This is a genomic window from Tildeniella sp. (assembly GCF_059505325.1).
The window spans coordinates 27,862-52,165 of sequence record NZ_JCACKI010000039.1; the positions used below are offsets into that span (position 1 = coordinate 27,862).

At 50.5% G+C, this 24,304-nt stretch carries 25 protein-coding genes and 1 tRNA gene; 13 read left to right on the top strand and 13 right to left on the bottom strand.

All coding sequences use genetic code 11. From position 1 onward, the window contains the following. Positions 1-90: 90 nt before the first annotated feature. Together AC5JO6_RS14700 and AC5JO6_RS14705 are read left to right on the top strand one after the other, a co-directional pair. A complete protein-coding gene (locus AC5JO6_RS14700; RefSeq protein ID WP_496081818.1) occupies positions 91-897 on the top strand; it encodes an ABC transporter ATP-binding protein in 807 nt (268 codons plus the stop codon). A 41-nt stretch (positions 898-938) separates the two neighbouring features. Then, entirely contained in the window at positions 939-1,652 is a 714-nt protein-coding gene (locus AC5JO6_RS14705) for an ABC transporter ATP-binding protein (protein WP_496081819.1), read from the top strand. Between the two features lie 613 nt (positions 1,653-2,265). Here the strand turns inward: AC5JO6_RS14705 and AC5JO6_RS14710 are convergent. Further along, complete coding sequence (locus AC5JO6_RS14710) at positions 2,266-2,397, bottom strand: hypothetical protein (protein WP_496081820.1); 132 nt, start codon at positions 2,395-2,397, stop codon at positions 2,266-2,268. A gap of 180 nt (positions 2,398-2,577) precedes the next feature. Between AC5JO6_RS14710 and AC5JO6_RS14715 the strand changes: the two genes are divergently transcribed. Continuing rightward, a complete protein-coding gene (locus AC5JO6_RS14715) occupies positions 2,578-3,453 on the top strand; it encodes a hypothetical protein (protein WP_496081821.1) in 876 nt (291 codons plus the stop codon). A 329-nt stretch (positions 3,454-3,782) separates the two neighbouring features. Continuing rightward, positions 3,783-4,316 (top strand): phycobiliprotein lyase, encoded by a 534-nt coding sequence (locus AC5JO6_RS14720; RefSeq protein WP_496081822.1) that lies wholly within the window; start codon positions 3,783-3,785, stop codon positions 4,314-4,316. A 58-nt stretch (positions 4,317-4,374) separates the two neighbouring features. Here AC5JO6_RS14720 and AC5JO6_RS14725 read toward each other — a convergent pair whose 3' ends face one another. The 3 genes from AC5JO6_RS14725 to AC5JO6_RS14735 form a co-directional block, all read right to left on the bottom strand. Further along, complete coding sequence (locus tag AC5JO6_RS14725) at positions 4,375-4,869, bottom strand: DUF427 domain-containing protein (protein WP_496081823.1); 495 nt, start codon at positions 4,867-4,869, stop codon at positions 4,375-4,377. A 120-nt stretch (positions 4,870-4,989) separates the two neighbouring features. Continuing rightward, positions 4,990-5,619: a ribonuclease H-like domain-containing protein gene (locus AC5JO6_RS14730; RefSeq protein WP_496081824.1), complete on the bottom strand. Its 630-nt coding sequence runs from the start codon at positions 5,617-5,619 to the stop codon at positions 4,990-4,992. Between the two features lie 163 nt (positions 5,620-5,782). Then, positions 5,783-6,139, bottom strand: coding sequence for a Spx/MgsR family RNA polymerase-binding regulatory protein (locus AC5JO6_RS14735; RefSeq protein ID WP_496081825.1), 357 nt, complete (start codon positions 6,137-6,139; stop codon positions 5,783-5,785). A 174-nt stretch (positions 6,140-6,313) separates the two neighbouring features. Between AC5JO6_RS14735 and AC5JO6_RS14740 the strand changes: the two genes are divergently transcribed. Next, positions 6,314-6,889 (top strand): Uma2 family endonuclease, encoded by a 576-nt coding sequence (locus AC5JO6_RS14740; protein WP_496081826.1) that lies wholly within the window; start codon positions 6,314-6,316, stop codon positions 6,887-6,889. 52 nt (positions 6,890-6,941) lie between these two features. Here the strand turns inward: AC5JO6_RS14740 and AC5JO6_RS14745 are convergent, their stop codons facing one another. Further along, entirely contained in the window at positions 6,942-10,196 is a 3,255-nt protein-coding gene (locus tag AC5JO6_RS14745) for a phosphorylase b kinase regulatory subunit alpha/beta (protein WP_496081827.1), read from the bottom strand. Positions 10,197-10,798: 602 nt separating this feature from the next. Between AC5JO6_RS14745 and pds the strand changes: the two genes are divergently transcribed. The 3 genes from pds (at position 10,799) to rlmN (ending at position 14,671) form a co-directional block, all read left to right on the top strand. Beyond that, on the top strand, positions 10,799-12,235 hold the full coding sequence (gene pds / locus AC5JO6_RS14750) for a 15-cis-phytoene desaturase (RefSeq protein ID WP_496081828.1): 1,437 nt from the start codon (positions 10,799-10,801) through the stop codon (positions 12,233-12,235). Positions 12,236-12,453: 218 nt separating this feature from the next. After that, positions 12,454-13,386: a 15-cis-phytoene synthase CrtB gene (crtB, locus tag AC5JO6_RS14755; protein WP_496081829.1), complete on the top strand. Its 933-nt coding sequence runs from the start codon at positions 12,454-12,456 to the stop codon at positions 13,384-13,386. 94 nt (positions 13,387-13,480) lie between these two features. Further along, complete coding sequence (rlmN, locus tag AC5JO6_RS14760) at positions 13,481-14,671, top strand: dual-specificity RNA methyltransferase RlmN (protein WP_496081830.1); 1,191 nt, start codon at positions 13,481-13,483, stop codon at positions 14,669-14,671. Positions 14,672-14,698: 27 nt separating this feature from the next. On the opposite strand, the gene AC5JO6_RS14765 is transcribed toward rlmN, so the two are convergent. The 3 genes from AC5JO6_RS14765 to AC5JO6_RS14775 form a co-directional block, all read right to left on the bottom strand. Beyond that, positions 14,699-14,902, bottom strand: coding sequence for a hypothetical protein (locus tag AC5JO6_RS14765; protein WP_496081841.1), 204 nt, complete (start codon positions 14,900-14,902; stop codon positions 14,699-14,701). Between the two features lie 662 nt (positions 14,903-15,564). Continuing rightward, positions 15,565-15,638 (bottom strand) — tRNA-Pro (locus AC5JO6_RS14770). A 315-nt stretch (positions 15,639-15,953) separates the two neighbouring features. Next, on the bottom strand, positions 15,954-16,475 hold the full coding sequence (locus AC5JO6_RS14775) for a GNAT family N-acetyltransferase (RefSeq protein ID WP_496081831.1): 522 nt from the start codon (positions 16,473-16,475) through the stop codon (positions 15,954-15,956). Between the two features lie 231 nt (positions 16,476-16,706). On the opposite strand from AC5JO6_RS14775, the gene AC5JO6_RS14780 reads away from it, so the two are divergent. From AC5JO6_RS14780 to AC5JO6_RS14790, 3 genes are all read left to right on the top strand, one after another. Further along, a complete protein-coding gene (locus AC5JO6_RS14780) occupies positions 16,707-17,432 on the top strand; it encodes a hypothetical protein (protein WP_496081832.1) in 726 nt (241 codons plus the stop codon). Between the two features lie 91 nt (positions 17,433-17,523). Further along, entirely contained in the window at positions 17,524-18,387 is an 864-nt protein-coding gene (locus tag AC5JO6_RS14785) for an alpha/beta fold hydrolase (protein WP_496081833.1), read from the top strand. Positions 18,388-18,418: 31 nt separating this feature from the next. Then, on the top strand, positions 18,419-19,336 hold the full coding sequence (locus AC5JO6_RS14790) for a hypothetical protein (RefSeq protein ID WP_496081834.1): 918 nt from the start codon (positions 18,419-18,421) through the stop codon (positions 19,334-19,336). Positions 19,337-19,392: 56 nt separating this feature from the next. On the opposite strand, the gene vapC is transcribed toward AC5JO6_RS14790, so the two are convergent. The 3 genes from vapC to AC5JO6_RS14805 all read right to left on the bottom strand — a co-directional run bounded on the left by vapC (position 19,393) and on the right by AC5JO6_RS14805 (position 20,779). Beyond that, a complete protein-coding gene (vapC, locus tag AC5JO6_RS14795) occupies positions 19,393-19,815 on the bottom strand; it encodes a type II toxin-antitoxin system VapC family toxin (protein ID WP_496081835.1) in 423 nt (140 codons plus the stop codon). Then, the gene (locus AC5JO6_RS14800; RefSeq protein WP_496081836.1) at positions 19,802-20,014 is read right to left on the bottom strand and encodes a type II toxin-antitoxin system VapB family antitoxin; all 213 of its coding nucleotides are present in this window, start codon (positions 20,012-20,014) and stop codon (positions 19,802-19,804) included. The genes vapC and AC5JO6_RS14800 overlap by 14 nt, the downstream gene beginning before the upstream one ends. Positions 20,015-20,158: 144 nt before the next feature. Then, a complete protein-coding gene (locus AC5JO6_RS14805) occupies positions 20,159-20,779 on the bottom strand; it encodes a hypothetical protein (RefSeq protein ID WP_496081837.1) in 621 nt (206 codons plus the stop codon). 259 nt (positions 20,780-21,038) lie between these two features. Between AC5JO6_RS14805 and AC5JO6_RS14810 the strand changes: the two genes are divergently transcribed. Continuing rightward, positions 21,039-21,518: a DUF3122 domain-containing protein gene (locus tag AC5JO6_RS14810; RefSeq protein ID WP_496081838.1), complete on the top strand. Its 480-nt coding sequence runs from the start codon at positions 21,039-21,041 to the stop codon at positions 21,516-21,518. 101 nt (positions 21,519-21,619) lie between these two features. Here the strand turns inward: AC5JO6_RS14810 and purN are convergent, their stop codons facing one another. Both purN and AC5JO6_RS14820 read right to left on the bottom strand, forming a co-directional pair. Beyond that, positions 21,620-22,273, bottom strand: coding sequence for a phosphoribosylglycinamide formyltransferase (gene purN, locus AC5JO6_RS14815; RefSeq protein ID WP_496081842.1), 654 nt, complete (start codon positions 22,271-22,273; stop codon positions 21,620-21,622). Positions 22,274-22,390: 117 nt separating this feature from the next. Then, a complete protein-coding gene (locus AC5JO6_RS14820; RefSeq protein WP_496081839.1) occupies positions 22,391-23,020 on the bottom strand; it encodes a hypothetical protein in 630 nt (209 codons plus the stop codon). A gap of 224 nt (positions 23,021-23,244) precedes the next feature. Here AC5JO6_RS14820 and AC5JO6_RS14825 point away from each other — a divergent pair, with 224 nt between their 5' ends. Further along, a complete protein-coding gene (locus AC5JO6_RS14825; RefSeq protein WP_496081840.1) occupies positions 23,245-24,144 on the top strand; it encodes a carbohydrate ABC transporter permease in 900 nt (299 codons plus the stop codon). Positions 24,145-24,304: the final 160 nt, after the last annotated feature.

Here is a 24,304-nt window from a genome sequence, read left to right on the forward strand (position 1 = left end):
GAGCTAATTTTCAGTTCAAGATCGAAAATTGGGCGCGATCGGAGACAATGAAAGCATCTGCGGTCAATTGTGCTTTTCCCTCACTACTCCATGCCTCAAACGGAACCTGTCAATGTTAGCCCAGAATTCAAAAGTGATTTGGCACTTGAAGCAAAAGGACTGACTCGACGCTTTGGCGGACTTATTGCCGTCAACGATGTCTCCTTTACCGTCAACAAAGGCGAAATCTTTGGGTTGATTGGTCCCAACGGAGCAGGTAAGACAACCTTCTTCAACTTGATTACAGGGTTGATCCCACCGTCCAATGGACAAATGCTTTACCAAGGGACAGAAATTTCTCGCTTGCGTCCGCATCAGGTAGCAACGAAGGGGATTGCTCGAACCTTTCAAAATATTCGGCTGTTTGGTAACCTCTCCGCGCTAGAAAATGTGATGATTGCTCAGCATGTGCATAGCCGAAGTGGCGTATTCACTGGAGTGTTGGGGTTGCCGCCAGCACCTCAAGAGGAGCGGACAATTCGCCAGAGGGGGATGGAACTACTGGAGCTAGTGGGGCTGAGCGATCGCGCTGACGAACCAGCTCAGAACTTCGCTTACGGCAACCAACGTCGTCTCGAAATCGCCCGCGCCCTGGCACTACAACCGCAAGTTTTGCTACTCGATGAACCCGCCGCTGGCATGAACCCCAACGAAAAGCATCAGCTCAGTGACTTTATCCGACAAATTCGTGACCAGTTCAACTTGACCATACTGCTGATCGAGCATCATGTGCCGCTCGTCATGGGCTTGTGCGATCGCATCGCTGTGCTCGACTTTGGACAACTCATTGCCTTGGGCGAGCCAGCCCAAGTCAGAACCGATCCAGCCGTCATCGAAGCCTATCTAGGCGCTGAATAACTCACTCTTCTTCTGCCCTCTGCCCTCTGCCCTCTGCCCTCATGTCCATCCCCTTGCTCGAAATCCAAAAGCTTAGCGTGAACTATGGCGGCATTCAGGCGTTGCAGGCGATCGATCTAGAAATCAACAGGGGCGAAATTGTCACGCTCATTGGAGCAAACGGCGCAGGCAAAACTACAACACTCAAAGCGATTTCCCGCCTGCTCAACATTGGTGATGGTTCAATTATGTACAAGGGGCGGAATATTACCCGCGAACCAGCTCATACGGTGGTCAAATTAGGCATCGCCCATAGCCCCGAAGGGCGCAGGATCTTGGCACGCCAAACTGTGCTCGACAATTTGCAGCTAGGCGCTTACACCCGCTCCGATCGCCTCGGCATCAAAGCTGATATCGAACAACAGTTTCTTACCTTTCCACGTCTTGCAGAACGTCGTGATCAATTGGCAGGTACCCTTAGTGGCGGGGAACAGCAAATGCTGGCGATCGCCCGTGCCCTCATGAGCCGCCCTCAACTGCTGCTGCTCGATGAACCCAGCTTAGGACTTGCACCCGCGATCGTCCGTGAACTTTTCACTATCATTCAAAACCTTCATGCGACCGACGTTACCATTCTGCTAGTAGAGCAAAACGCTACTCTGGCGCTGCAACACGCCGATCGTGGTTATGTCTTGGAAGCTGGACGCATTACCCTCACAGGCGCTGCTGACCAGCTATTGACCAATGATCAAGTCAGAAAAGCCTACCTGGGCTAAAACTACACTGCTTTTACGCTGTTAAAGCTTGGCTGGCTTGCTGCCTAAGAGCTTTGTTTCTGTCAACTTCATCTCTTGCTTAGAAAGCCGTCCCGTTCTTCAAAGACTCGATAAAGATGCTGCCGACGATTCCGCAACCTTACTATGATTCTACCTATAGGGAATAACGGTTCTTGGGTGATCGATCTACTGGCATTGAAACCTTCTCGAACGAACCATTAGTAGCAACGCAGCAAGCATGGTGCCCCCACCTAGCAGGCTACAAGAACGTTCAAATGTCTCTCTCAGTCGTTCTATGAGCCGTAACGCCGTCCGTCGTTGACTTAAAAAGCAGCCGATCGCCTTGTAAGCAGCCCCGACACTAGGCAAATCTGTAAAACTTAGGGCGTTATCAGAGCTGTGACCTTGCCGTCGCCTCAAGGCTCTCCATACAGCCCTCAAAACAAATGTTGGTCGATTGAACGTTTGCACACATTGGCGTTTGCCTGTGGTGCTGATGAAAACCAACGTAGTCATACAGTCGCGCTCTGAAATACCTGGGGCTGATGCAAACCTCCGAGGTTTTCACCAAGCATCGTCACCAATGTAGTCGCTTAAACCTCCGAGGTTTTGGTCAAAATGCGTCAGTTCTGATGCCTTTAGCCGTTGCCTGAATGGCAGGACTGTGCCGCCACTGTGGGTAATAGACTGTCACGTTGCGCTTTAAAGGTGACTGCTTAAAGTCCTCACAAGGTAACCGCCCCATAACCGGAATAAGAGACGTTCAATTCAGTTTTTTGCCTTGCCCCCTTGACAAAGGGTTAGCCCACTCGCTTCGATCGCACGTTGCTTCGTCCATCTTTTTGTCCTCTGTCAAGCGCCTGACCAGGGTGAAATTCACCCTGGTTGCCCGTAATGCATCACTATTCACAGCATCTTTTGAATCATGCACATACTCGATGACATTACGTTAATGCAGCAATTTATCAGCGGCGAAGCGACGTTAGCGGCGAACCAAAAACTGAGAATCGAACCTGCGTTCAACAGTGTGCAGTTAATGGCAAAACGGGGAGGGTTAATTGCCACAATGAAGCGGAGTGGCAGCCGTCAAACCGTCTTGCTACGGCAACAAACCGACTACAGCGCCACTATGCGTCAGATCCTGCTTGCCCGTCGATTTGTTCCAGTCGCAGGGGTGGGCGACCAATCGGGCTTCGAGCAGTACCGGGCAGACGAAATTCCGTCAGGCTATGAAGCAACCTACGCTACAGCAAACGTGTTGTGGAAAGAATGGTGGAGAACTGCCCGCAAGAGAAGTAGTCAGGGCATCTATATGGACATACTTATTTTTGTCCGCGACACCTGGTACCCCATTCGCAATATTGTTTGTAGTCAGGGTTCACTGTTCGTTACGACTTTGGTGAGCGAGGTTTCGTTTGAGAGTAGTGAGCAGCTTACATGGCTGCGTCAACTGCCTCCATCACGACCCGATAGCGCCGAACTACAGATTTCGCCAGTACCCGCCCGATCGCTACAACCGTTAAACTCACCACTTCAACCTAGCATTGCTCACAAAGAGCAGCAGCCTGTATCTATACCGCCTGCCTTCTTGAGCAAACGAGACGCGTTGGACGATGGCTCTCGTTCTGAGCTAAAGCAAGTGCTGCGGTTTCGCCAGGGCAAGCTGTATGTCACAACTGCTTTAGGTGACATTGTGGTAGAAGGAAGTCACTTGAGATTCCGCTTGGACGACGCATCGCTCGATTTACAGCAACCGATCGATCTAAAGGGCTACCGCGAAGGGCGGGCGGTTAACCAGTAACGGAATAGCAGGCACCCAATGATTTGCCCAGGTTGAATGACTCAAAAGTACCCTTGAGGGGGTAGTGAATCTGTTTGCAAATGGTTAGAACAGTAAGCAGCGAGACAGCAAACGGCTGATGAACCGCTTGGTGTACATAAACGCATACTGGGCGAAACAGGTGTATCTTGAGCTACAACCTGTACTGTCTGGCTGCAAGATGATGCACTTTCGGCAGAGGCTAGATGGTGACGAAGTGTTACATTAAGAAAAGTAACAAATGGGAGTGCTGAACAATCTGCAATTCGGTACAAAAACGTTGTTTACGCTTTGAGTGAGGATTGAACAAAGTGACTTCTTTACTGCATGCAACCCAAACGGCTGAGGTGTCCCTCATTGCTGACTTTTTTCGGCAATCAGCAGGGCGTTGGAAATCCGAGCGACGCTACTACACTCTCCCAGATGGAGAAACTAAGGAAGTCGTGAGCTTGATTACCATTCGATTTTTAGAGCAAAACAGCCCTGAGCTATGTCATTTGGCATCTCTACATGGTGTTGATGCAGCGTTGCTGAGTTGCGGTGCTGAAGTTCTTTGGGACAGCCATGATTCGGCGACCGGCAAGCCACAATCGGAGGGTTCTACCGTGTTTGGTGCGTCTGGATCAATCTTGTATCGCGATCGTGGGTTTGCCACGACTAAACCAGTTTCAGCCACATTCTACTTCCCTAACCCGTTGACGCTTTGCTTACGGACAGAATACAAAGGGTCTGTGTTTGAGGAAGAGCTGAAGCTCGTTGGGCAAAACTACCGTACTCGCCAAACCATCATCTCCCGTGCGGGAGAGCAACAGATGATTGGTCAGTACCTGGAAAAACGACTTTAGCTGAAGGCGATGACAGCGGGAAAAGGCAACGCTAAGGAAATGCTGTCCTGTTGCCTTTCTACCAGCCCCATGTTCCTAACGAGCCTTTGAACGGTCCCACGATATCGCTGGTGATCCAGCCACCATAGAAGTTTCCGGGCTGTGGCTCTACTTTCTCGCCATCAACGTAGCAGGCATCCATTGGTGCTGGATAGAACGCGACGTAGTTGGCGATCGCTGCAAAGGCAGGCGTTGGTTCAGGATAGTACCAGGCGACATCATCAACTCGCTTCTCGTTGACGGCGAGACTGTAGTAGGCACCGTGCCCTTTCCATTCACAGAAGGTCGATCGTGTGCTTTTGATGAGGTATTCCTGCTTGATATCATCAAGTGGAATGTAGTAAACCGGAGGATGACTGGTTTCTAAGACGCGCTGTGCCTGATGTGTGTCGGCGATCGTGACACCATTAAAAATAATCTGGATGTGCTTGTGGGTAACTTCCAGTCGAGGCGGACGTGGATAATCCCAAACGGATTCCTGTCCGGGTTGAGGTTCAAGGCGTTGTTGGCTCATACGGCTATTTTAACAGCGGCATAGGGACGTTTGAAGCCAGTTGCTCTTGGTCAAACGTGATGGAACGTTGTTTGAAGCAGGGAAGATTGTTGCTAAGGGCGACCGCTCTACCGTCCAACATCAATGCTCAAACAAGCCTTGATATTGCAGCAGGTCGAGCTTGGCGATCGTCGGAATGCACTGAAAGCACTGCTGCGCCAGTTCCCACCGTTCTTCGCGCTTCAACATCATGATCAACTTCTGACGAGCGCTGAGTAAATAGCGGACATCATTCGCAGCGTAGCGGAGCTGTTCGGGCGATAAATTGGCTGCGTTGCCCCAGTCCGAGCTTTGAGCGCTTTTGTCGAGTTCAACCTGCTCAAGCTCCTGCACCAGGTCTTTCAGCCCATGTTTGGGTGTATAGGTACGAGCAAGCTTGCTGGCAACTTTTGTGCAGAAAAGCGGGTTGACACTGATTTCTAAATGGTATTGCAACGTCGCCACATCAAAGCGAGCGAAATGAAAGACTTTCACACTGCTTTCAGCTTCTAGTAGCCGCTTAAGGTTCGGTGCATCGGTTTGTCCACGGACAATCTGCACGACGGTCACTTGGTCGAGGGGATTGCAGAGTTGCACCAAGCAAAGTCGATCGCGCTGAGGCAGTAGTCCCATCGTCTCTGTGTCAACCGCGATCGACTCTGCCTGCAAATAGCCTGCAAGCTGTTGTTCAGAGAGATCGCGATCGCAAATCTGGAAATCTACCAATGCCATCGTGAGTTAGAGAGTAAGGTACAACCACTAGGGTACAGGGTATCGGGGAGGCAGTTTAGCATTACTCGTAATCGCTGATTCGCCTAAAGAACGAGATTTTTATTAGCGCTTTGTCAATTCCCTGACCTGTGTTCGCAGCCAAAGAGCGGTAGGTGCTTGATCATCACAGTCCCAATTTTTCACGAATGACTTCGGGCTTGTCTTTGAAGCCGACCATGACAGCCGTGCCATCTTTGACAAAAAGGGGACGCTTGAGCAGCATGGCATCGTTAGCAAATGCCGCTACCCATTGTGCATCTGTCCAATCATCTTTGGTAGTCCCTAGAGCGCGGTAAGACTGACCAGACGTGTTTCGCATGGGTTTGGCACCGATCGCCTCGACCCAGCTTTGGATGAGCGCTTGATCGGGCGGGTTCTCCTTCGTGTTGATGAAGTCATACGCGACACTGTTGCTGTCCAGCCAGCTAAAGGCTTTCTTGCAGGTGCCACAGTTGGGAATGCCATAGACTTGAAGAGACATGCTTGAATGATGCGATACAGCTTTTCTTAGTTTAGGCTCACGCTGATCGTTCATAAGCAAAGTCGTACGATCGCCAACATCAACGCATAGCCGGATTGAGATCCCCGACTTTTTGGAAAAGTCGGGGATCTGGTAGCCACTAAGAGAAGAGCGACAGGGTTAGGAGGCGTAAAAATGGTACAAGTCCCTGAAAAAACACTGACGTTGGACGCGTTTCTGCAACTGCCAGAGACAAAACCTGCGAGTGAATATATCGATGGACAAATTATTCAAAAACCAATGCCGCAGGGAAAGCACAGCAGACTTCAGGGTGAACTGGTGACCCAAATCAACGCCATTGTTAAGCCTCAACAAGTTGCTCTCGCATTTCCTGAGCTGCGTTGTACGTTTGGTGGACGATCGATTGTGCCAGACATCGCGGTCTTTACCTGGTCGCGCATTCCCCTGGACGATCGCGGCGATGTGGCAAATGTGTTCCAATCGGCTCCTGATTGGACGATTGAGATTCTTTCTCCCGATCAAAAGTATATAAAAGTCACTAAAAATATTCTGCATTGCCTCACGCACGGCACTCAGATCGGTTGGTTGATCGATCCAGAGGAGCAAATGGTGTTGGCATATGCACCCAGTCAACAACCTAGCTTTTTTGAGGAAGCAACTGATTTGCTGCCTGTTCCAGCTTTTGCAGGGGATTTACATTTGACCATAGGGGAATTATTTGGCTGGTTGAAGTTGGGTGGCGATCGCTAGAAAGCCTTGTTAGTTCAAAGTGCCTGTACAACTAAAAACAAAACCCTACTCCCTACTCCCTACTCCCTACTCCCGCCGTTTGCGCCAATTCTGTCAGGAAGCGTAGCGCCTTCGCCACATAGCTAGCGCAATCGTAAGGTGAACTGGCGTAGAACGATCGCCATGCCGCCGCCTTGTGTTCATCGTAGCGATCGCGATGATCAGGATGCTGCTCCAGCCATGCCAGACGAACGGCGTGACCGACCAGCACATCCAGAACAATGTAGTCTTCGATTTGTAAGTTGGGGTTGCGATCGCCGATCGCACTCAGTTCCATGAGTGCTTCGATGTTGACCTGGCGGTATTCGGGCGCTTGCATTTTGTTGAGCAGGTGCTCCACCTGAAGGGCAAAGTTTTTCTCGCCGGGGGTGGTTTCTGCCAGCAACAAATCGCTATCCAAACGGTTGCGGCGTTCTAGCTTGTCCCCAATGACTAAGCCTTTGCAGTGCTTCAGCAGGTTCCAGACGCTAGGGTAAAAATCTTTGGGTACACGGTTCAACGAGCCATCAAGCTGGCGTTTGCGCCACCAGTTTTCGATCGCAGGCTGAGAGCCATCGCTGGTTAGTTCTTGATCCGATCGCACGACCCATTCAATGTTCATCTGCCGCTGTTTGACGGGCAACGACTCCTGCTGAAAGAGAGCTTTGTCCAAGCCTTGATAGCCTTCTAGTACATGCTGTAAACGAGTCTGGATTTCGTGGGGGCTGAGCTGCATGAGACGTTCGTATGCTTCATCTTGAGGCACATCCAGTTCCCACGCCAGTTCGCTAGTAATTAACAAAATGAGGTAGCCGACTCTCAGGGTAAGCAGTCCATCAAACAGCGAGGGGTTGGCTTTGATTAACAGGCTCAGGTAAACCAGAATCTCCTGGGTGAGCATCCGATCGCGAATGTCTTCTCGACAGAATTCAGCGATTTTCTCCAGCATTTCGGGTGGCGTTCCGGGTCGGGTGATCAGCGAGGCTTCACTATAGGCACGACCGACAGCAATTTGCTTTTGCCGTACTAAAATGTCAATGACTGCATCGACGAGACTCATGTCCACCTTGTTGCGGAGTCCAGCAGCCCGACGGACGATCGCCCAGAGTTTCAGCTTGCCCGCTTTGGCGTAAATTTCATCCAGCAAATTGCCGACGGTGATCGATCGAGCGGGTTGTCCAAAGCCCGTATCAAAGTCCAAACCTTTCAGCCGCACTAGTGTACTCAAGAGTTCGACTTGTTCATACAGGTTGGCAGATTGCTTGAGGCTGGAGAGCAAGAGCGTAATGTTCGTTTGGCACTCTAGCTTGAATTCTTGAGTGATACTGAGTGGCACCAAACTGTCGGGATGAAAGCTCAGGTACGGGGTTTCGGGCAGCGCATCCTGTACGGGCGATCGGGTGAAGTCGAAATCGTGCAGAAAATCAATGCGTTCGACTGCCGAGGTCAGCATCAACTGGTTTAGCCGTCCCAGTTTCACTTGAACGCCGTTACAGTCGCCGCTGTTTAATTCCTTTAGAAGCGTTAGCAAGGGCATTGTATCGCTGGCTTCCAGGTTGTCGGCTGCCAGCATGTCTTGGGTCACGAGCAGTGTCATTGTCGGTCGTCCAAGCTGGCTCCAGTGTCGTTGAATGTGTGCCAGTTCGGTACGAATTTGGGTGACTAGAAAATGTGGATCGAAGGTGAGGTAAAAGTGCTGTTTATCCAGAATGGACGGTAGGAAGACGATGCGATCGCCCCGAATTTGAAAAATGCGCGATGTCGTGAGGCTCCGTAAGCGACGGGCAGGACGACCCGTCAGTCCTAACTTATCGTTGCGCCCAATTTGAGTATAAATGGCGGCTAACTCCTGTGCTTCCCGCACCTGGAAGGCTTCTGCCTGAGTTGGCGTTTGAGTGGCAATGCCATAACCTGCTAACTGCGACTGGAGTGCTTCATTTTCGGCTAAGAGCGCAAGCTGCACTGGCGGTTTTCGTTGCTGTCGCACGTGAAGATGGCGACCGAGTGGATCGATGTCACCAACCGCCAGCAGTTTTTCGCTCAAGAGTTGCCCCAGCAGATAAAGGCTTTGTGCCCACACCAACGGAACATTCTCGTTTGGCAGGCGGTCTTGACTTTGAGGTTCTGCCTGTTCTGCCTCTACGCAGTCTGCTGAGACATAGTACAGCTCTGGCAGCAGATGCAGTCCGTCTCGTTCTACCAAAACTGCCTGTAGCTTTTGCTGGTATGCGTCTATCTGTTCACGATCGCCCCGAAACACCGCATCCAGCAGCAGATAGGTAAAAAACAGGGGCCATTCACACTCAATATGCTCAAACTGCTTTAGTTCCCACGGTTCGTAGTGCAGACGGCTGGTGTCTTCCAGCACTGTCTGGTGCCCATCGCGCAAAAAGCGTTTGCAGCCGTACTTGCCCTCAAGCTTGGTCACAATGTCGTTGCGAGTGCGATCGCGCAGTGCTTCATTGTCCACCGCAAAAGCCGGAAAGCCAATGACGCTCAAGAGTGCTGCATCGACTTCCTTAGAACTGGATTCTCTCGGCAAGAGCGATTCGAGAGTGATGCGCGATCGGGCAATTTCATCGGGCAGCACGTGAATCACAGACGTTTGGCTACCGTACGCGCCAAATAAGTTAAGCCCGCTCATGGCTTCCAGTGCCGCTTTTGCCATGCCGACAGAACTCGCGTTTAGTTCTGGGTTGCCGTGGTTGATTTTGTTGCCTCGCTCCCAAATGCCAAAGTCGGGTGTGCGATAGGCGCGTCCAATGTAATAGACCAGATTTTGAATAAAGTTGACTTCATCGGTTGTGAAGACGATGTGTAGTCCGGAAGCCGTCATCTGCGCCAGAATGAGCAGAAAGATCGAGGTCGCATCCAGCTGTAGGTGCCCCCATTGGTCATCTCCCACAACGGTACCGCCCGTGTGGGTATCGTACTTGGCGTGCAGCGCATCTAACGGTAATTGAGTCTCTTTGAAGCGTTCGACTTTCTGTACCTGCCGCATCATGGCAAACAGCAACCCGCGCATGAGCTTAATGACGCTGTGTTCCAGCTCAAAAGTGCGCCCGCGATCGTCATCCAGACGGCGATACGCTAATCCCAGCCCCCAAACGGCGAGAATGCTATAGACGTTATCTCTCACCCAGGCATCGGTGTAGTCACCGTGAGCATTGACCGCTGTACTGGCTGGCAGCAACCCCGTGATGGGATTCTGACGCACCAGGATAATTGCCTGAATCTGTTCGTAATAGCTATCGAGTCGTTCTTGTAACGTCGCAGTTCGCATCGACATACTCTGTTCAAACGGGCTGAGAAGGGACGCAAACAGAGTTTATAAAAAGTAGCAGCGTACATTGGACTTACGCAAAGATCCCCGACTTCTACAAGGGCGCAGGCTTTGATGGCTGAGGTTTCATCAGAAGTCGGGGATCTAAACCCCTTCGTAAGTCCTAGTACAGTAGCAGTGGTTATGAAGTAATGAGTATGAAAATGAAAGTGAGCGTCTGGTGAAGAAACCAGCGATCGCACTGTTAAATTTTTTCATTATCGCCTTTTCGGTCTGCACTGTCGTCGCCGTTTACACGCAGAGGCGTTTTAAGCATTGACTAAAACCTCGGAGGTTTAAGCGACCACGTTGGGTACGATGCGCGATGCTTGCTTCCAACCGCCGAGGTTTGCGTAATTTAAGCAAAGCTCCCGTTTGCTCCGGATCGGCTGCGAAAAATGGGAACAATGTAGTGGTAGATGCACCCTGATCATAGTCCTCGGCTCTTGTAGTCGGGGCTTTTTCTTTTCAGTCAGTCTTCTCAAGTCCGGAGCACCCTCACGCCAAATGTAACGGTTTGCAACGTATAATGAGGGCTAGCCAACCTTGAAGAAGTTTAAAGAAGCCACATGCGAGTTGCGATCGCTGGAGCAGGTCTGGCAGGTCTTTCCTGTGCTAAGTACCTGATCGATGCGGGACATACCCCCATTGTTTTAGAAAGCCGAGATGTTTTAGGCGGACTGGTCGCTGCCTGGAAAGATGAAGACGGTGACTGGTACGAAACGGGACTCCATGCCTTTTTTGGAGCCTACCCCAATATGCTGCAACTGATGGCAGAACTCGGCATTGCAGACCGACTTCAGTGGAAGCAGCATGCGCTGATTTTTAACCAGCCCGACAAGCCTGGAGTGCTGTCGCGCTTCGACGTGCCGGATATTCCTGCACCGTTCAACGTGATTGTGTCGATTCTACGCAACAATGACATGCTGACGTGGGAACAAAAGATCCGCTTTGCGATCGGGTTGACTCCTGCGATCGTGCGCGGTCAAAAGTACGTTGAGGAGATGGATCAGTACAGCTTTGCAGCATGGCTGGAACGGCAGGGAATCGGCGAAAAAGTAAGCAGTGATGTCTTTATCGCGGCGTGCAAAGCGCTCACGTTTATCAACCCCGATGAGGTCTCATCAACGATTCTTCTCACGGCTCTGAATCGCTTTCTGCAAGAACGCTACGGCTCTAAGATTGCCTTTCTGGATGGCTCGCCGACGGAGCGATTGTGTCAGCCGATCGTCGATCACATCACAGAAGGAGGTGGCGAAGTCCATCTCAAGAAGCCGCTGAAGGAAATCCAGCTTCACGATGATGGGACGGTGCGTGGATTCCTGATGCGCGGTTTGGATGGGGCGGCGGATGAGGTGATTACTGCCGATGCATACGTCTCTGCCATGTCAGTTGATGTGATGAAGGTGTTGATGCCGCCTGCCTGGAAGTCGATGGCGTTCTTCCAAAAGCTCGACGGCTTAGAAGGTGTGCCTGTCATCAACCTGCATCTGTGGTTCGATCGCAAGCTGACGGATATTGATCAACTCCTCTTCTCGCGATCGGACTTGCTGAGTGTCTACGCTGACATGAGCGTGACCTGCAAAGAGTATGCCGATCCCGATCGCTCCATGCTGGAGCTAGTGCTGGCACCTGCAAAAGATTGGATCGATCGATCTGATGACGAGATTATTGCCGCAACGATGAAAGATTTAGAGCGACTATTCCCGCAGCATTTTGGCACTGAGAATCCTGCTAAGCTGCGAAAATTTAAAGTCGTCAAAACGCCACGATCGGTTTATACCGCTACGCCAGGGCGACAAGCATACCGCCCTGATCAAGTAACACCGATCCCGAATTTCTTTCTTTCAGGCAGTTACACCATGCAACGGTATCTTGGCAGTATGGAGGGTGCCGTACTTTCTGGTAAGCTGACAGCGCAGGCACTTGTGAACAGTCGCTCAGTGACTGACGTTGTGAAACCAACCACCACAAGTAATCAGCCCCAGCCAATGGCGAATGTCTAACCGTTCGCGATCGATATAATGGTCATACTTTTGACTGGATGCTGGTTCTCTCAGTCAACAGCATGAGTGAATGATGCCACTAGAAAACTGGGGCTAAGGGCGAAAAGCTCTGTCGTTGGAGCAATCTAGACAGCGCGTTACCTCCCTTTTCTGTCGATCGAACCACTGCCTAAATTGAACCTGCTTCCCTGCTATATTCGCCAAGCGTTCTCAAGGAAATGCTGAAATTGCCTGATTATTCGTGCGTGAGGACTCTCGCTTCCTTAGACGATGCCTACGAACTCTGTCGTCAGATTACGGCAAAGTACTCGAAAACGTTCTACCTGGGCACGATGCTGATGCCCGAGGTCAAACGTCGTGCAATCTGGTCAATTTACGTCTGGTGTCGTCGTACCGACGAACTAGTGGATGGTCCCCGCGCCAGCTTAACAACCTCTGAAACACTCGATCAGTGGGAAAGACAGCTAGAATCGGTCTTCGCAGGTCATCCTGTTGAAGACCCCGACGTAGCCTTGGTGGATACGCTAGAACGCTTTCCCATCAAGATTCAGCCATTTCGAGATATGATCGCTGGTCAACGCATGGACTTGCACCGATCGCGCTACGAAACCTTTGAAGCACTGAAGCTCTACTGCTATCGGGTCGCAGGCACGGTTGGCTTAATGACCACTCCTGTAATGGGCATTGATGCCACTCTACGCACCGCTCCCTGGGATCTCTACCGCAAGGTCAAGACCGACCCAACCGACGAAGCCGTTGCTCTCGGCATTGCCAACCAACTCACCAATATTCTGCGCGATGTCGGTGAAGACGCAAGCCGTGGCAGAATTTACATACCGTTAGATGAGTTAGCGCTGTTCAACTACACCGAGCAAGACTTATTCAACGGTGTGGTGGATGAACGTTGGCGCGAACTGATGCGCTTCCAAATTCAGCGTGCCCGCAAGTTTTTCACCTCTGCCGAACGCGGCATCCGCGCACTCGATCGAGATGCCCGCTTCCCGGTCTGGGCAGCCCTAATGCTCTACAGCGGCATTCTGGATGAGATTGAGCGCAATGACTATGATGTGTTTCGCTATCGGGCATATGTGCCCAGCGCTCGTAAGCTAACGTGTCTGCCGATCGCCCGTTTGAGAGCAGCCGTGCTGTGATTTTGTTAGTTTTAAGTGATGAGCGTTGAGTTTTGAGTGAAAAGAGCCAACTTAAAATTTCAAGCTCTTTACTCTTATCCTCTTGATTCCTCCTATGTCTTCTGTATCACTAGAAACATCATCGCCATTATTGGGCAAGTCTCTTGCTGAGTTAACCGAGTGGGTACAGCAGCGTGGACAGCGTGCTTATCGGGGGAAACAGCTACACGAATGGCTTTACCAAAAAGGGGTACGATCGCTCACTGATATTTCTGTCTTTCCCAAACAATGGCGTGCTGAGTTAGAGCATGTTGACATCGGGCGATCGACCTTACACCAGCGGTCTGCGGCTCCAGATGGCACCGTCAAGTTTCTTCTGCGCCTTGCCGACGGTCAAATCATTGAAACGGTAGGCATCCCCACCTTCAACTGGGATCAGGAAAGGGGAGAGGAGAGAGGAGAGAGGAGAGAGGAGTGGGAAAATCAGTGGAATGAGGAAACCTCATTGCCGACAACTAACAACCGAAAACTAACAACGCCCTTACCTCATCCCACACCCTACACCCCACACCCCTCTCTCGATCGCCTTACCGTCTGCGTTTCTTCACAGGTCGGTTGCCCAATGGCGTGTGATTTCTGCGCGACTGGCAAAGGCGGATTTGTTCGTAACTTGACCACAGCAGAGATCGTGGATCAAGTGCTGACCGTGCAGGCTGATTTCCAGCAGCGTGTGAGCAACGTTGTTTTCATGGGCATGGGTGAACCGTTGCTGAACACAGAGAATGTGGTGGCTGCACTACGCTGCTTAAACCAGGACGTGGGCATTGGGCAGCGTACTATGACCGTCTCTACGGTTGGTATTCCCGATCGCATCCGTAAGCTTGCTGCAAGTCAGCTCCGCGCAACTCTTGCGGTCAGCCTCCATGCCTCTAACCAAACATTACGAGAGAAACTCATTCCTAGCGCTCGACATTACCCGTTAGAAGCGCTGCTAGACGAGTGTCGTGACTATGTTCAGATCACAGGTCGGCGAGTCACGTTTGAATACATTTTGCTGGCCGGGTTGAATGACTGCCCAGAACACGCGATCGAGCTAGCAAAGCATCTACGTGGCTTCCAGAGCCACGTGAACTTGATCCCTTACAATCCTATCTCTGAGGTTGATTATCAGAGACCCAGCCCTCAGCGCATTCAAACGTTTGTCAACGCTCTGAAAGCCAAGCATATCGTCGTCAGCGTCCGCCAGTCGCGTGGGCTTGCAGCCGATGCCGCCTGCGGTCAGCTACGTGCGTCTGCTACGAAGTGATACTTGCACTATAACCAGAGTTGCTTTCTAACGACAGGCGTAAAGACCAGGCGCGTAAGCTTCAATTACCCTACCCGTTTGTGAACAGGTGACCATCAAATAATCACAGGCTGAGCATTGCGTTCTGGTCAAGTGATCAATGGTGAGATAGTAACGTTCGGCGTGGCTACCGCAATTGGGGCAATGAACATCTAAAGCAGTCGGTGTCTCTAAATCTAAAACAGTAGACATATTAAGTGCTTTCGGATTCAGCGCAGTTTGGAACATTGAGCTAAAGGGCGATCGTCACCCTGCACCGTTCTAAATTGTTATCAGAAAGATGTATCAAAAACAACAAAGCAAAAGCGTGATACGAACGTTTAATCGCTCCGGCTTATCTCCTTATTATGTCGATATTGCTGCCGATTGGCAATGAGACCCTGGTTAGAGATCGCTTGTTTTGCACACGTTCTAGTCAGGGATCAACGCTTTTCTAAACGTTTTGAGTCTGGTGCTATAGCAATCCTGTTGGATTTGTGAAAGTTGTGCTGGGTTAGCTTTCAACTCCTAGCTTTCAGCGGTCAGCCCTCATGTCCAAGCTGACGGCTGACCGCTGAGTGCTTAACCAATGCATACTTTTCATGAATAATTTAGGACTGCTATATCAGTTCCAACTGATCACAAAGACGGATCAGCTTGTAGGTAACGAAGACGACAATGCTTTAAGACGTTGAGAGATGTAGACAGCAAGTTAGGCTGCCTGCAAAGATATGGAATCAAGGGGGGAGAGGGCATGATGATGTACGTTCTTGCTCCCAATGCCAGCCCGTCACCATGCGTACGCCAAAAAAAGCTTGAGCCTTAACTCAAACTGCTAATTTTCTCTAGTGTGTAGCTTAATCTTTGAAGCTCAATCGGGATGACAGGATTCGAACCTGCGGCATCCTGCTCCCAAAGCAGGCGCGCTACCAAGCTGCGCTACATCCCGTCGTCGGTCTTTAGCTTAACATATCCTGGTCACCCTAATTTTGCTTGACAGCGTGAATACAGCCCGTTAAGCAGGAAACGCAGGGGTAAGGCGATCGGCTTCAATGTCAGAAAAGGGACTTCTACCAAAGAGTCACTACCTTGGGCACGCAGCAAAATATACTCTAGCCGGATGGCATGTAGACGTATAGATTTGGCAACCAAGGCTGTCTGAGCTGAACCTGCGATCGATCAAACTCGTGGTAGAAGGCTAAGGTTGATGGGCAATCTGAAAGTCTGAGTGTTTCGTTGCTCAGCCTCAATACCAACTCACTGCTTAATCTGGATACCAGAACATACCTTTAATGCCTTCTGGATCAGACATAAAGCCCAAATTCCGGTAAAAATCGACTACTTGAGGATCGGCAAATAACGTAATGTTGCTAATATCTTCGCTCCGCAGTTTTTTGATCACCTGCTTCATGAGTGCCTTGCCTAGCCCTTTGCTCTGGAAATCTGGATGAACCACAACATCCCAAATGGTGGCGTTAAAGGCGTGATCAGACGTGGCGCGTGAAAAACCAATCAGTCGCCGATGCGAACCCTGTTGTTCCCACATCGAAACGACTAAGAAACTGTGTTGAATCGCTTTTTTAACTTTTCGCAGAGGGCGACGAGACCAGCCGACTGCGTCACATAGTTCTTCTAGCTCATACAGATCGATTTCTCGCTCTGTACTGAAGAAAATTCGAGCGTTAGCGCGATCGCCAGTAGCTCTGCTGGTATAGTCCTCCATCTGCAGCGCCTGAGGTGCGGAGGTAGCATCAGAACTGCTAAACAGGCTTTTCCAAAAACCCATGCGAGCGTGGTTAAGGTAGTAGTAAAGTCACAGTAATGAATAGTATACGCTCTGTGCTCTTTCCTCGTGTGGTTTTGCCACGCTGGATTTATAACAAGTCATCATTCTCCTGGGAAAATGACGACAGAGCTTGGAAATGTGGTGAGCATTGACCTAAAGTTAAAGCTTCAACAGCAGACGATCGGCTCCTTGTACAGATGGGCTTAACCTAACCAAACGAGTTTTCTGATTATGGCGCTCGGCTTAAAGTCATCGACGCTAGAACTGTTGAAGCGCTTCAACCGAGCGTTTCCACAGTTTTATGAGCAGTTTGTCAGCAGCGAGATTCAACTACAAAATCTACGACTGGCGTACCATCTTTACAAAACCAAACAGGCTGTCATCGAACTCAAGCAAGAGGGTAGCAAGAGCGCCCTCCATTTTGCGTATCGCAACCAGTCTTTCTTGCTCAGCGACATTTTTGGTGTACTGGCTGCCTATGGGCTAACCATTCACAGTCTGAGCCTGTATGGTCAAATTTATCCTCCGATGCTGGTCTTCATCAAGCTCATTGTGTCTCGCAGTGGCAAGACGTTGAGCGAGAAGACCGCCGAGAACGTCTGCCGAGCCGTTCGGGAAGCGTTAGCAGGGCGCTTTGAAGTGGAGGAAATGCTGGCAGTCGAGTTCAATCTGGATGCCGGATTGGAGCAGGTCGAAACTGAGTTCTACGTTGACCCCGTGTTTCACCTACCAGCGCTGTTGATTGAAGCCGATAACCAACCAGGATTGTTTTACAAAGTGATGTATGCGATCTGGCAGGAAGATCTGCTGGTGGTGAATGCTAACCTGCTGGTCTGGCGTGGTCGCACGCGCCTGATCCTCTATCTGCTAGGACCAAATGAAAGCCTCATCCCAGAGTATCTGGGGCAAAAAATTGCGGAAGGGGTGAAGCAACGTCTCTTGGGCAGGCGGTTTTAGAAGAAAGTATGAAGGCTAACGTACGAAGGCTAAAATTTTTAGCCCTTAGCCTTTAGCCTTTAGCCTTCTCCTATCGGGTTACGATAGAGCTATGCAGACGATCGACATTCTGGGAGTGCCACACGCTTACGAGCTGACCGCTCCCACTGCCTCAAACGATGTGTTGGTTTTTATTCACGGTTGGCTCCTTAGCCGCCACTATTGGCAACCGTTGATTGAGCAACTGTCACCACGCTATCAATGCCTATCTTATGATTTGCGTGGCTTTGGTGATTCTCAACTAGCTCAAGCGACAGAGGTAAAGTATCGCGCTTGCACTGGCTATAGCTTGATTGATTATGCCAAGGATTTAGCGCTGTTGCTGAAGCAATTGCAGCTTGAAACTGCCTGGTTAGTGGGGCATTCGATCGGCGGCAGCATTGCTTTGTGGGCAGCAGACCAACTGCCGCAGGTAAAGGGCGTGATTTGCCTGAATTCGGGTGGGGGCATTTATCTGAAGGAAGAGTTCGATCGCTTTCGGGCAGCAGGACAACAGTTGGTAAAGTTGCGTCCGCGCTGGTTGTGTCAGGTGCCATTGCTTGATTTGCTGTTTACGCGGGCAAGTGTGGCACGGACGATCGAGCGTCGGTGGGGACGGCAGCGCTTAATTGACTTTGTGACGGCAGATGCCGAAGCCGCACTAGGAATGCTCCTGGACTCGACCACCGAAGCAGAAGTCCACTGTTTACCGCAAGTCGTGGCTCGGTTGCAGCAACCCGTTTATTTTATTGCTGGGGCACAAGACCCAATTATGGAGCCGCAGTATGTGCGCCATTTGGCAAGCTTTCATCCCCTGTTTGAAGCGTGTGGAGCGAACGTGGCTGAAATTAGCGATTGTGGACACATGGCGATGGTGGAGCAAACGGCAGCGGTTGCGGCTCAACTGCAAACCATTCTTGCCAGGTATGATGCATGAGTTTTAGCGCGATCGTTTGGGAGCGGGTGCAATGTTGGTCTGGTTTATGCATGGAGCATCGGTGAGGCAAAGTGGCTATGCCGACCCGTTGCGATCGCGCATTATTAGTGAGTTTTCCGATCAAGGGCTGTCGGTTCCAGAGTTCTATGCTTGCTTCTGGGGCGATACTCTGGGCAGCACCAATCAGCTTTGGGACTGGATTCAGCAAGATCTGGAAGCGTTTAAGTGGGATCAGCCTCAGACTGACATTGATGACGTGTTTCACTATCGTCTGCGTCGAGAACAACTGATTACAGGCTTCTTCAACGACATTTTTCACTATCTCAACACAATGCAAGGGCGCGAAGCAAGGCGAACGATCGCAGTGCAGTTTCTCACCTTTTTGACCGACAACCCGTTTGAGGAAGACCTGCATATCGTGGCGCATTCTCTTGGCAGCGTCATTCTCTGGGATCTTTTGTTTTCAGACAGCTTTGATAGCTCTGATCCCGCGTTCTATGTCCGCAATGCGATTAAGGGGTTGAGTGGAGCAAGTGAAGGGCGCAAAGTGAAACTCAGAAGCATCACCACGATCGGCTCCCCTATTCTTATTTTCAACCAGCTTCTCAGCCCTAATGCAAAACGCTTAAAGCAGTTTGCCAGCCGCTATACGTCTGAGCCGCTGCGCTGGGTCAATGTCATCCACGCGTCAGATATCTTTGCGTACCCCATACGTGCTAGTCTGGAGCTAGACGACTCATCGCTGTACTTTCGTGACCATTACCTGGGCGAACGTAATTTCCTCAAACGGCAGATGGGCGATGTGACGATGGCGCTTGGATTGATGGCAGACCACAGCCGCTATTGGAGGAGCAGTCGGGTAGCGAATTTGGCGATCGCCAACCTGCTGGGCGACTACCCCACACTAGAACAAACCAGCCCCATTCTAGAATTCGGCGAGTTTGATTAGTTGATAGCATTTTGCTTCTCGACCATAGACGACTATCCAGGCTTCAAGGGAAACGCTCAAGCTTGAAAGCGGAGATGTTGGAGCGATAGCACTTGGGCAATGGTTTCAAAGTCGCGATCGTTGTGGATCAAAAGTAAATTATTTTCTAGTGCGGCTTGAGCAATACAGCAATCGATTGGACTGCGAACGGTCAAGCCTTGGCGACGCAAATCATAGTAAATGCGTGCAGCAGCTTGCCAGGAATGAACTGTGAGTTCAATGTAATCTTGTGTCGCAAGGTAGGTTGAGAGGAGAGTCCATTCTTGCTCGTTCAGGCTACCTTGAAGCAGTTCAAGCTGAGTGAAGCGGGTCAGTAGGACTTCACGATCGGCGATTAGTGTCTCTAGTTGCTGGCGGATTTGACCACTTCGTTGACCTTCGGTCGGTCGAAGACCATCGCGAAAGACGCTGACCCAAACTGATGTGTCAATCAGCAACATGACGAGTTGCGCGCAGTGCCTTGTGGTCGAAGTCTGGAGCCAAGCGAATTTGTCCAGCGAGGTCGAGAAGGTTCTTCTTTCTGCGCGCCCTTACAAGTTCTTGCAACGCCAGATTAATGAGCTCTTCCTGATTGGTAAGATTGGTTAATTGGAAAGCTTCGTTGAGAAGGACTTCATCAAGATTGATAGTGGTTTGCATGGCGTAACTACAGGGCGCTCAGCTTCAGGGCGATCGGTCTTCAATTTAGTATAGCTAAGGGATTGAAACAGCGATCGCCAACCTGCTAAGCGACTACCCTACACTAGAACAAACTAGCCCCATTCTAGAGTTTGGCGAGTTTGATTAGTCAAGGTTTGCAGGTATACGCTCATCAAAATCTTTATCCATACAATTTAACAAGAAGTCTGAGATGATTTGAGACACTTGATCAAATCGTTTTGGCGATAAACCCATCGCGTTAGCTGTTAAGATGCCGTGAGCAAAAACATGGCGTATAGATTTAGCTAAACAACTAACATTAATCTCCTTTTCGTTGCCTATGAAATCACACATCGTTCGTTTTAGCTTGACACCTGTCAAATGCTGTAAAAGAAATGTTGCAAAAGCATTCTGCGGATCTAAGTCACGAATGGTTTTAATAGTTGCTTGTTGCGATAGAGCATCTTGAAGCGCTTTTATTTGAGATTCTTTACTAGACTTGAAACAGATGATGTCGCAATAAATCTCAAAGGCTGAGTAAACAAGAAAAATTCTAGTAATTGCTGAATACAGTTGAGGCGTATCTGAGCCTGAATAGGCATCGCCTAAATCTAGTGATTTGAAGCTTTTTGCTAGTCTAAATCGAGCCGACCATCTAGCTAACTGCCCAAAATTATCCACTAACTCTTTAGGAGTTTCACCATCTGGCTTACGCATCTGGGTAGTAAAACGCGACCACGCTTTCGGGTAGTTGCTACTAGACATAATTCGATACCACTAAATAGTTAATCAATGAGATATGGCAACTGTTGAATAGAGCTTTTCGTTCAGTTATCTACTGAAGAAATGAGCAGATTGGTTGCTGCTGTCCATCTAAATGTAGTGGATGAAAGGGATGTGTCTGCATACTAACTCTGATGTGAATAGATAAGTAGAAAGCTTCTGTAAAGCTTTGGAATTTATTCCATCTATACTTTGGTTACAGTAAACTCGATGCAAAAGAGATAGGCAGGAGAATCACGAGATGGATCGGCTTTTATCGTTCATCGGGACAGTTCTTGCGCTTTTTTTAGCGTTGGGTATGCCTGATGGGTTAGCGTCTGTGCATACTTATCCCGAAGGCAACGATCGCGTGATGTACCGCTCCTTACAAACGTTGCGCGATCGTACTGATCAGGCGTGGCAGGTCGTTTTCTACAAGCGAATGCAGGGAGGACAAACTGAGAGCATTCATTTGCGATTAGTCGGCTTTCCAGGCGGGTCAGCGTTGGAGCATCCTCATCCGCTGAAAATTACGACAGGAACGGAGCGTGTTTGGCTGGCAGCAGAGACAGCGCCCGTGACCAATGCCGTCAACGTTGCTGAGTATGACCTGTTTGAAGTGATGCGCCAGTTGAACTCGACGACACCGCTGCGGTTGACGTTGCCACTTGAGGGAACGGCGATCGAACTGCCCATTCCGCCGTTTGTAGTTGAAGAATGGCGACAGGTGGCTCAGGAGTGAGCGGTCAGCGGTCAGCGGTCAGCGGTCAGCCGTCAGCGGTCAGCCGTCAGCCTTGAATTTAGAGCTGAAAGCTGATAGCTGATAGCTGATAGCTAATAGCTTCAAGATTTTGAGTGCTGTTGAGCCTGTGCTGCCAGCGCGATCGCGTATGGAAAGATACGATGTTCCTGCGTGTGGATGCGATCGTGGAGTGTCTCCAGTGTGTCACCGAACAACACAGGCACCGCAGCCTGAATGATAATGTCGCCGCTATCGACTTCTGGTACGACGAGATGCACTGTGCAGCCCGTGATTTTTACGCCTGCTGCCAGCGCTTGCTCGACGGCTCGGTTGCCCTTAAAGCTGGGAAGCAAGCTGGGATGGATGTTCAGAATACGTCTGTGGAAGGCATTGATCAAAACAGGTGTGACAATCCGCATCCAGCCCGCCATGATGACCCATTCCACCTCATGCTGTTGCAACGTGGCGACGATCGCCGCATCCAGTGCTTCCCGACTGGCAAACTCACGATGGTTGAGCAGCACCGACGGAATGCCCCAACGATCAGCTCTGGCAGCCGCCTTTGCGCCAGGATTGTTATAAAGCAGGACTTGTACCTGAGCATTGAGTTGTCGATCAGCAATTGCCTGGGCGATCGCCTCAAAATTACTGCCGCTGCCAGATGCCATCACGCCCAATTTCAAAGGGCGATCGAGCGTTACAGAAACGGGCACTGTGGGCGAAATCAAACTAGCAACTGTTGTCATGCCGCTCATACAAGCTCTCTGGTCAATATTGAATAGCGAACGCAGCATTGGAATGGTTGAAACGCTTTACACTCAGTCGCTGTGATCTCCTTAGAGTGCAACATTCAGCGCTTACAACCGAGCTAGTTAACGGAACGGCTTAATCTCAGTGCCCGATGGCGGAGTGGTATCGTCAGAAATCTTTTGAAACAGCGTGGCATGATCTGTCAGCTTTACAGGACGAGGCTTACCAGGGCGCGTACCCAACATTTGCAAGCGCAGATCACCGTTCGTGGTGAATTCAAACAGGGTTTCAACCGTAGTATCCGGTGTTAGAACGATGTCCAGATGCATCGGCTGGGGTTTGGCATCAAGGCGGTATTGGAATTGGGTCGCGATCGCATTCCCCGATGCCGCTGCGCCTGACACAATGAACGCTTTCCCATCGGGTGCAAAGACAAACATGATCGTATCGCCTTCTAGCGGTTCCTTCGCCAACCATTGCCCCAAAATTCGCTTGGCAACAGGAAGCGGCGCAACCGACTCTGGTTTAACCGTGGGCAATGACGGCGATGGCACAACCAGAACAGGCGTTGGGACTGCACTTAGCGCCCGATCGGGAAACAAGACCGCTACAAAACTAGCCAACGTGAAGCATCCAATAACTAAACATGCGATCGTCTGACCGATCAGCAGGACAGCGCGATCGCGGTAAGCTGATTGCCCAAGGAAACTGTTGCTAATAGTGGAACGGTGCCTTCGAGTGGATTGTTGCATGAACAGACTGCCAGCGGATTACCAGCATCTTACCAGCGCAAACCGTCGATCGCCCGACTGCTAAAATGCAAGCTGTTTAGTATAGCGACAGTCACACGGGTTAGGACGGGGTGCAGGGGTGAAACCCCTGGCTGGGGGCGAAGCCCCCACACCCCTTTTAATCCCAATGTCTTAACTTTTATGGCGACAGCTATAATCCATCACTTTAGAGTGATCAATCTAGCATGGCACTTGAGAAGACACCGCGCACACTCATTGATTTTGACAATGATGGAGTGGCTGCCTGGATTTTTCTAGCGCCTGCCCTCCTCTTGCTGGGCATTTTCGTCCTATATCCGATCGTGTACCTGTTCTACCTCAGCTTCACAACAGGCAGCTTTACAAGAGCGGGCATTCACTGGGTTGGCTTGAACAACTACTGGCGCTTGCTGCTGAATCCTGACTTTTGGCAAGTGTTAGAAAATACCCTCTATTTCACGTTAGCGACCGTGATTCCTAGCTTGCTGCTGCCGTTGGGTTTAGCCGTGTTACTCGATCGCGCGATCGCCTTTCGTGACCTCCTGCGGGCTGCTTACTTTCTGCCATCCATCACCTCCCTGGTTGCCGTTGGTTTAGGCTGGCGTTGGCTCTTTCAAATGGAAGGACCGCTCAATCAATGGCTAGAAGTGCTTGGCATTGCCCCCATCCCCTGGTTGAGCAGCACTGTCTGGGCGATGCCTGTCCTCATTCTTTTAAGCATCTGGAAACAGCTTGGCTTTAACCTGGTAGTCTTTCTCGCTGGACTCCAAACGATTCCTGTGAGTCGCTATGAAGCTGCCGAACTGGATGGCGCTGCACCGTGGCAACAGTTCTGGCACATTACGCTTCCGGGCTTACGTCCCACGCTGATCTTCGCTGCAGTGACGACGGCTATCTTCACCTTGCGGAGCTTCGAGCAGGTTTATGTGATTACAGGTGGTGGACCGCTCAACACGACTAATCTGTTGGTCTACTACATTTATGAACAAGCGTTTGCTCAGTTTGACTTTGGTTATGCAGCAGCAGCAGCAACGCTACTGCTAGGCGCAACGCTCGTGTTGGTGTACGTACAGCTCAGAGCAGGACGGGAAGACACTGAACTGTAGCAAACCTGCCGCCGCAGTTATAAAGCCCTTGCAGCTCAGTAGTCTGCATTGGCAGACTTTGTTTTCATAGTCGCGGTTTTAACCGCCAGACACTTTCCAAACAAGCTCTTAGCTCGACTTTGTCCATTGTGAAGGGGAGGAAAGGTAGCAAAATCAGGAA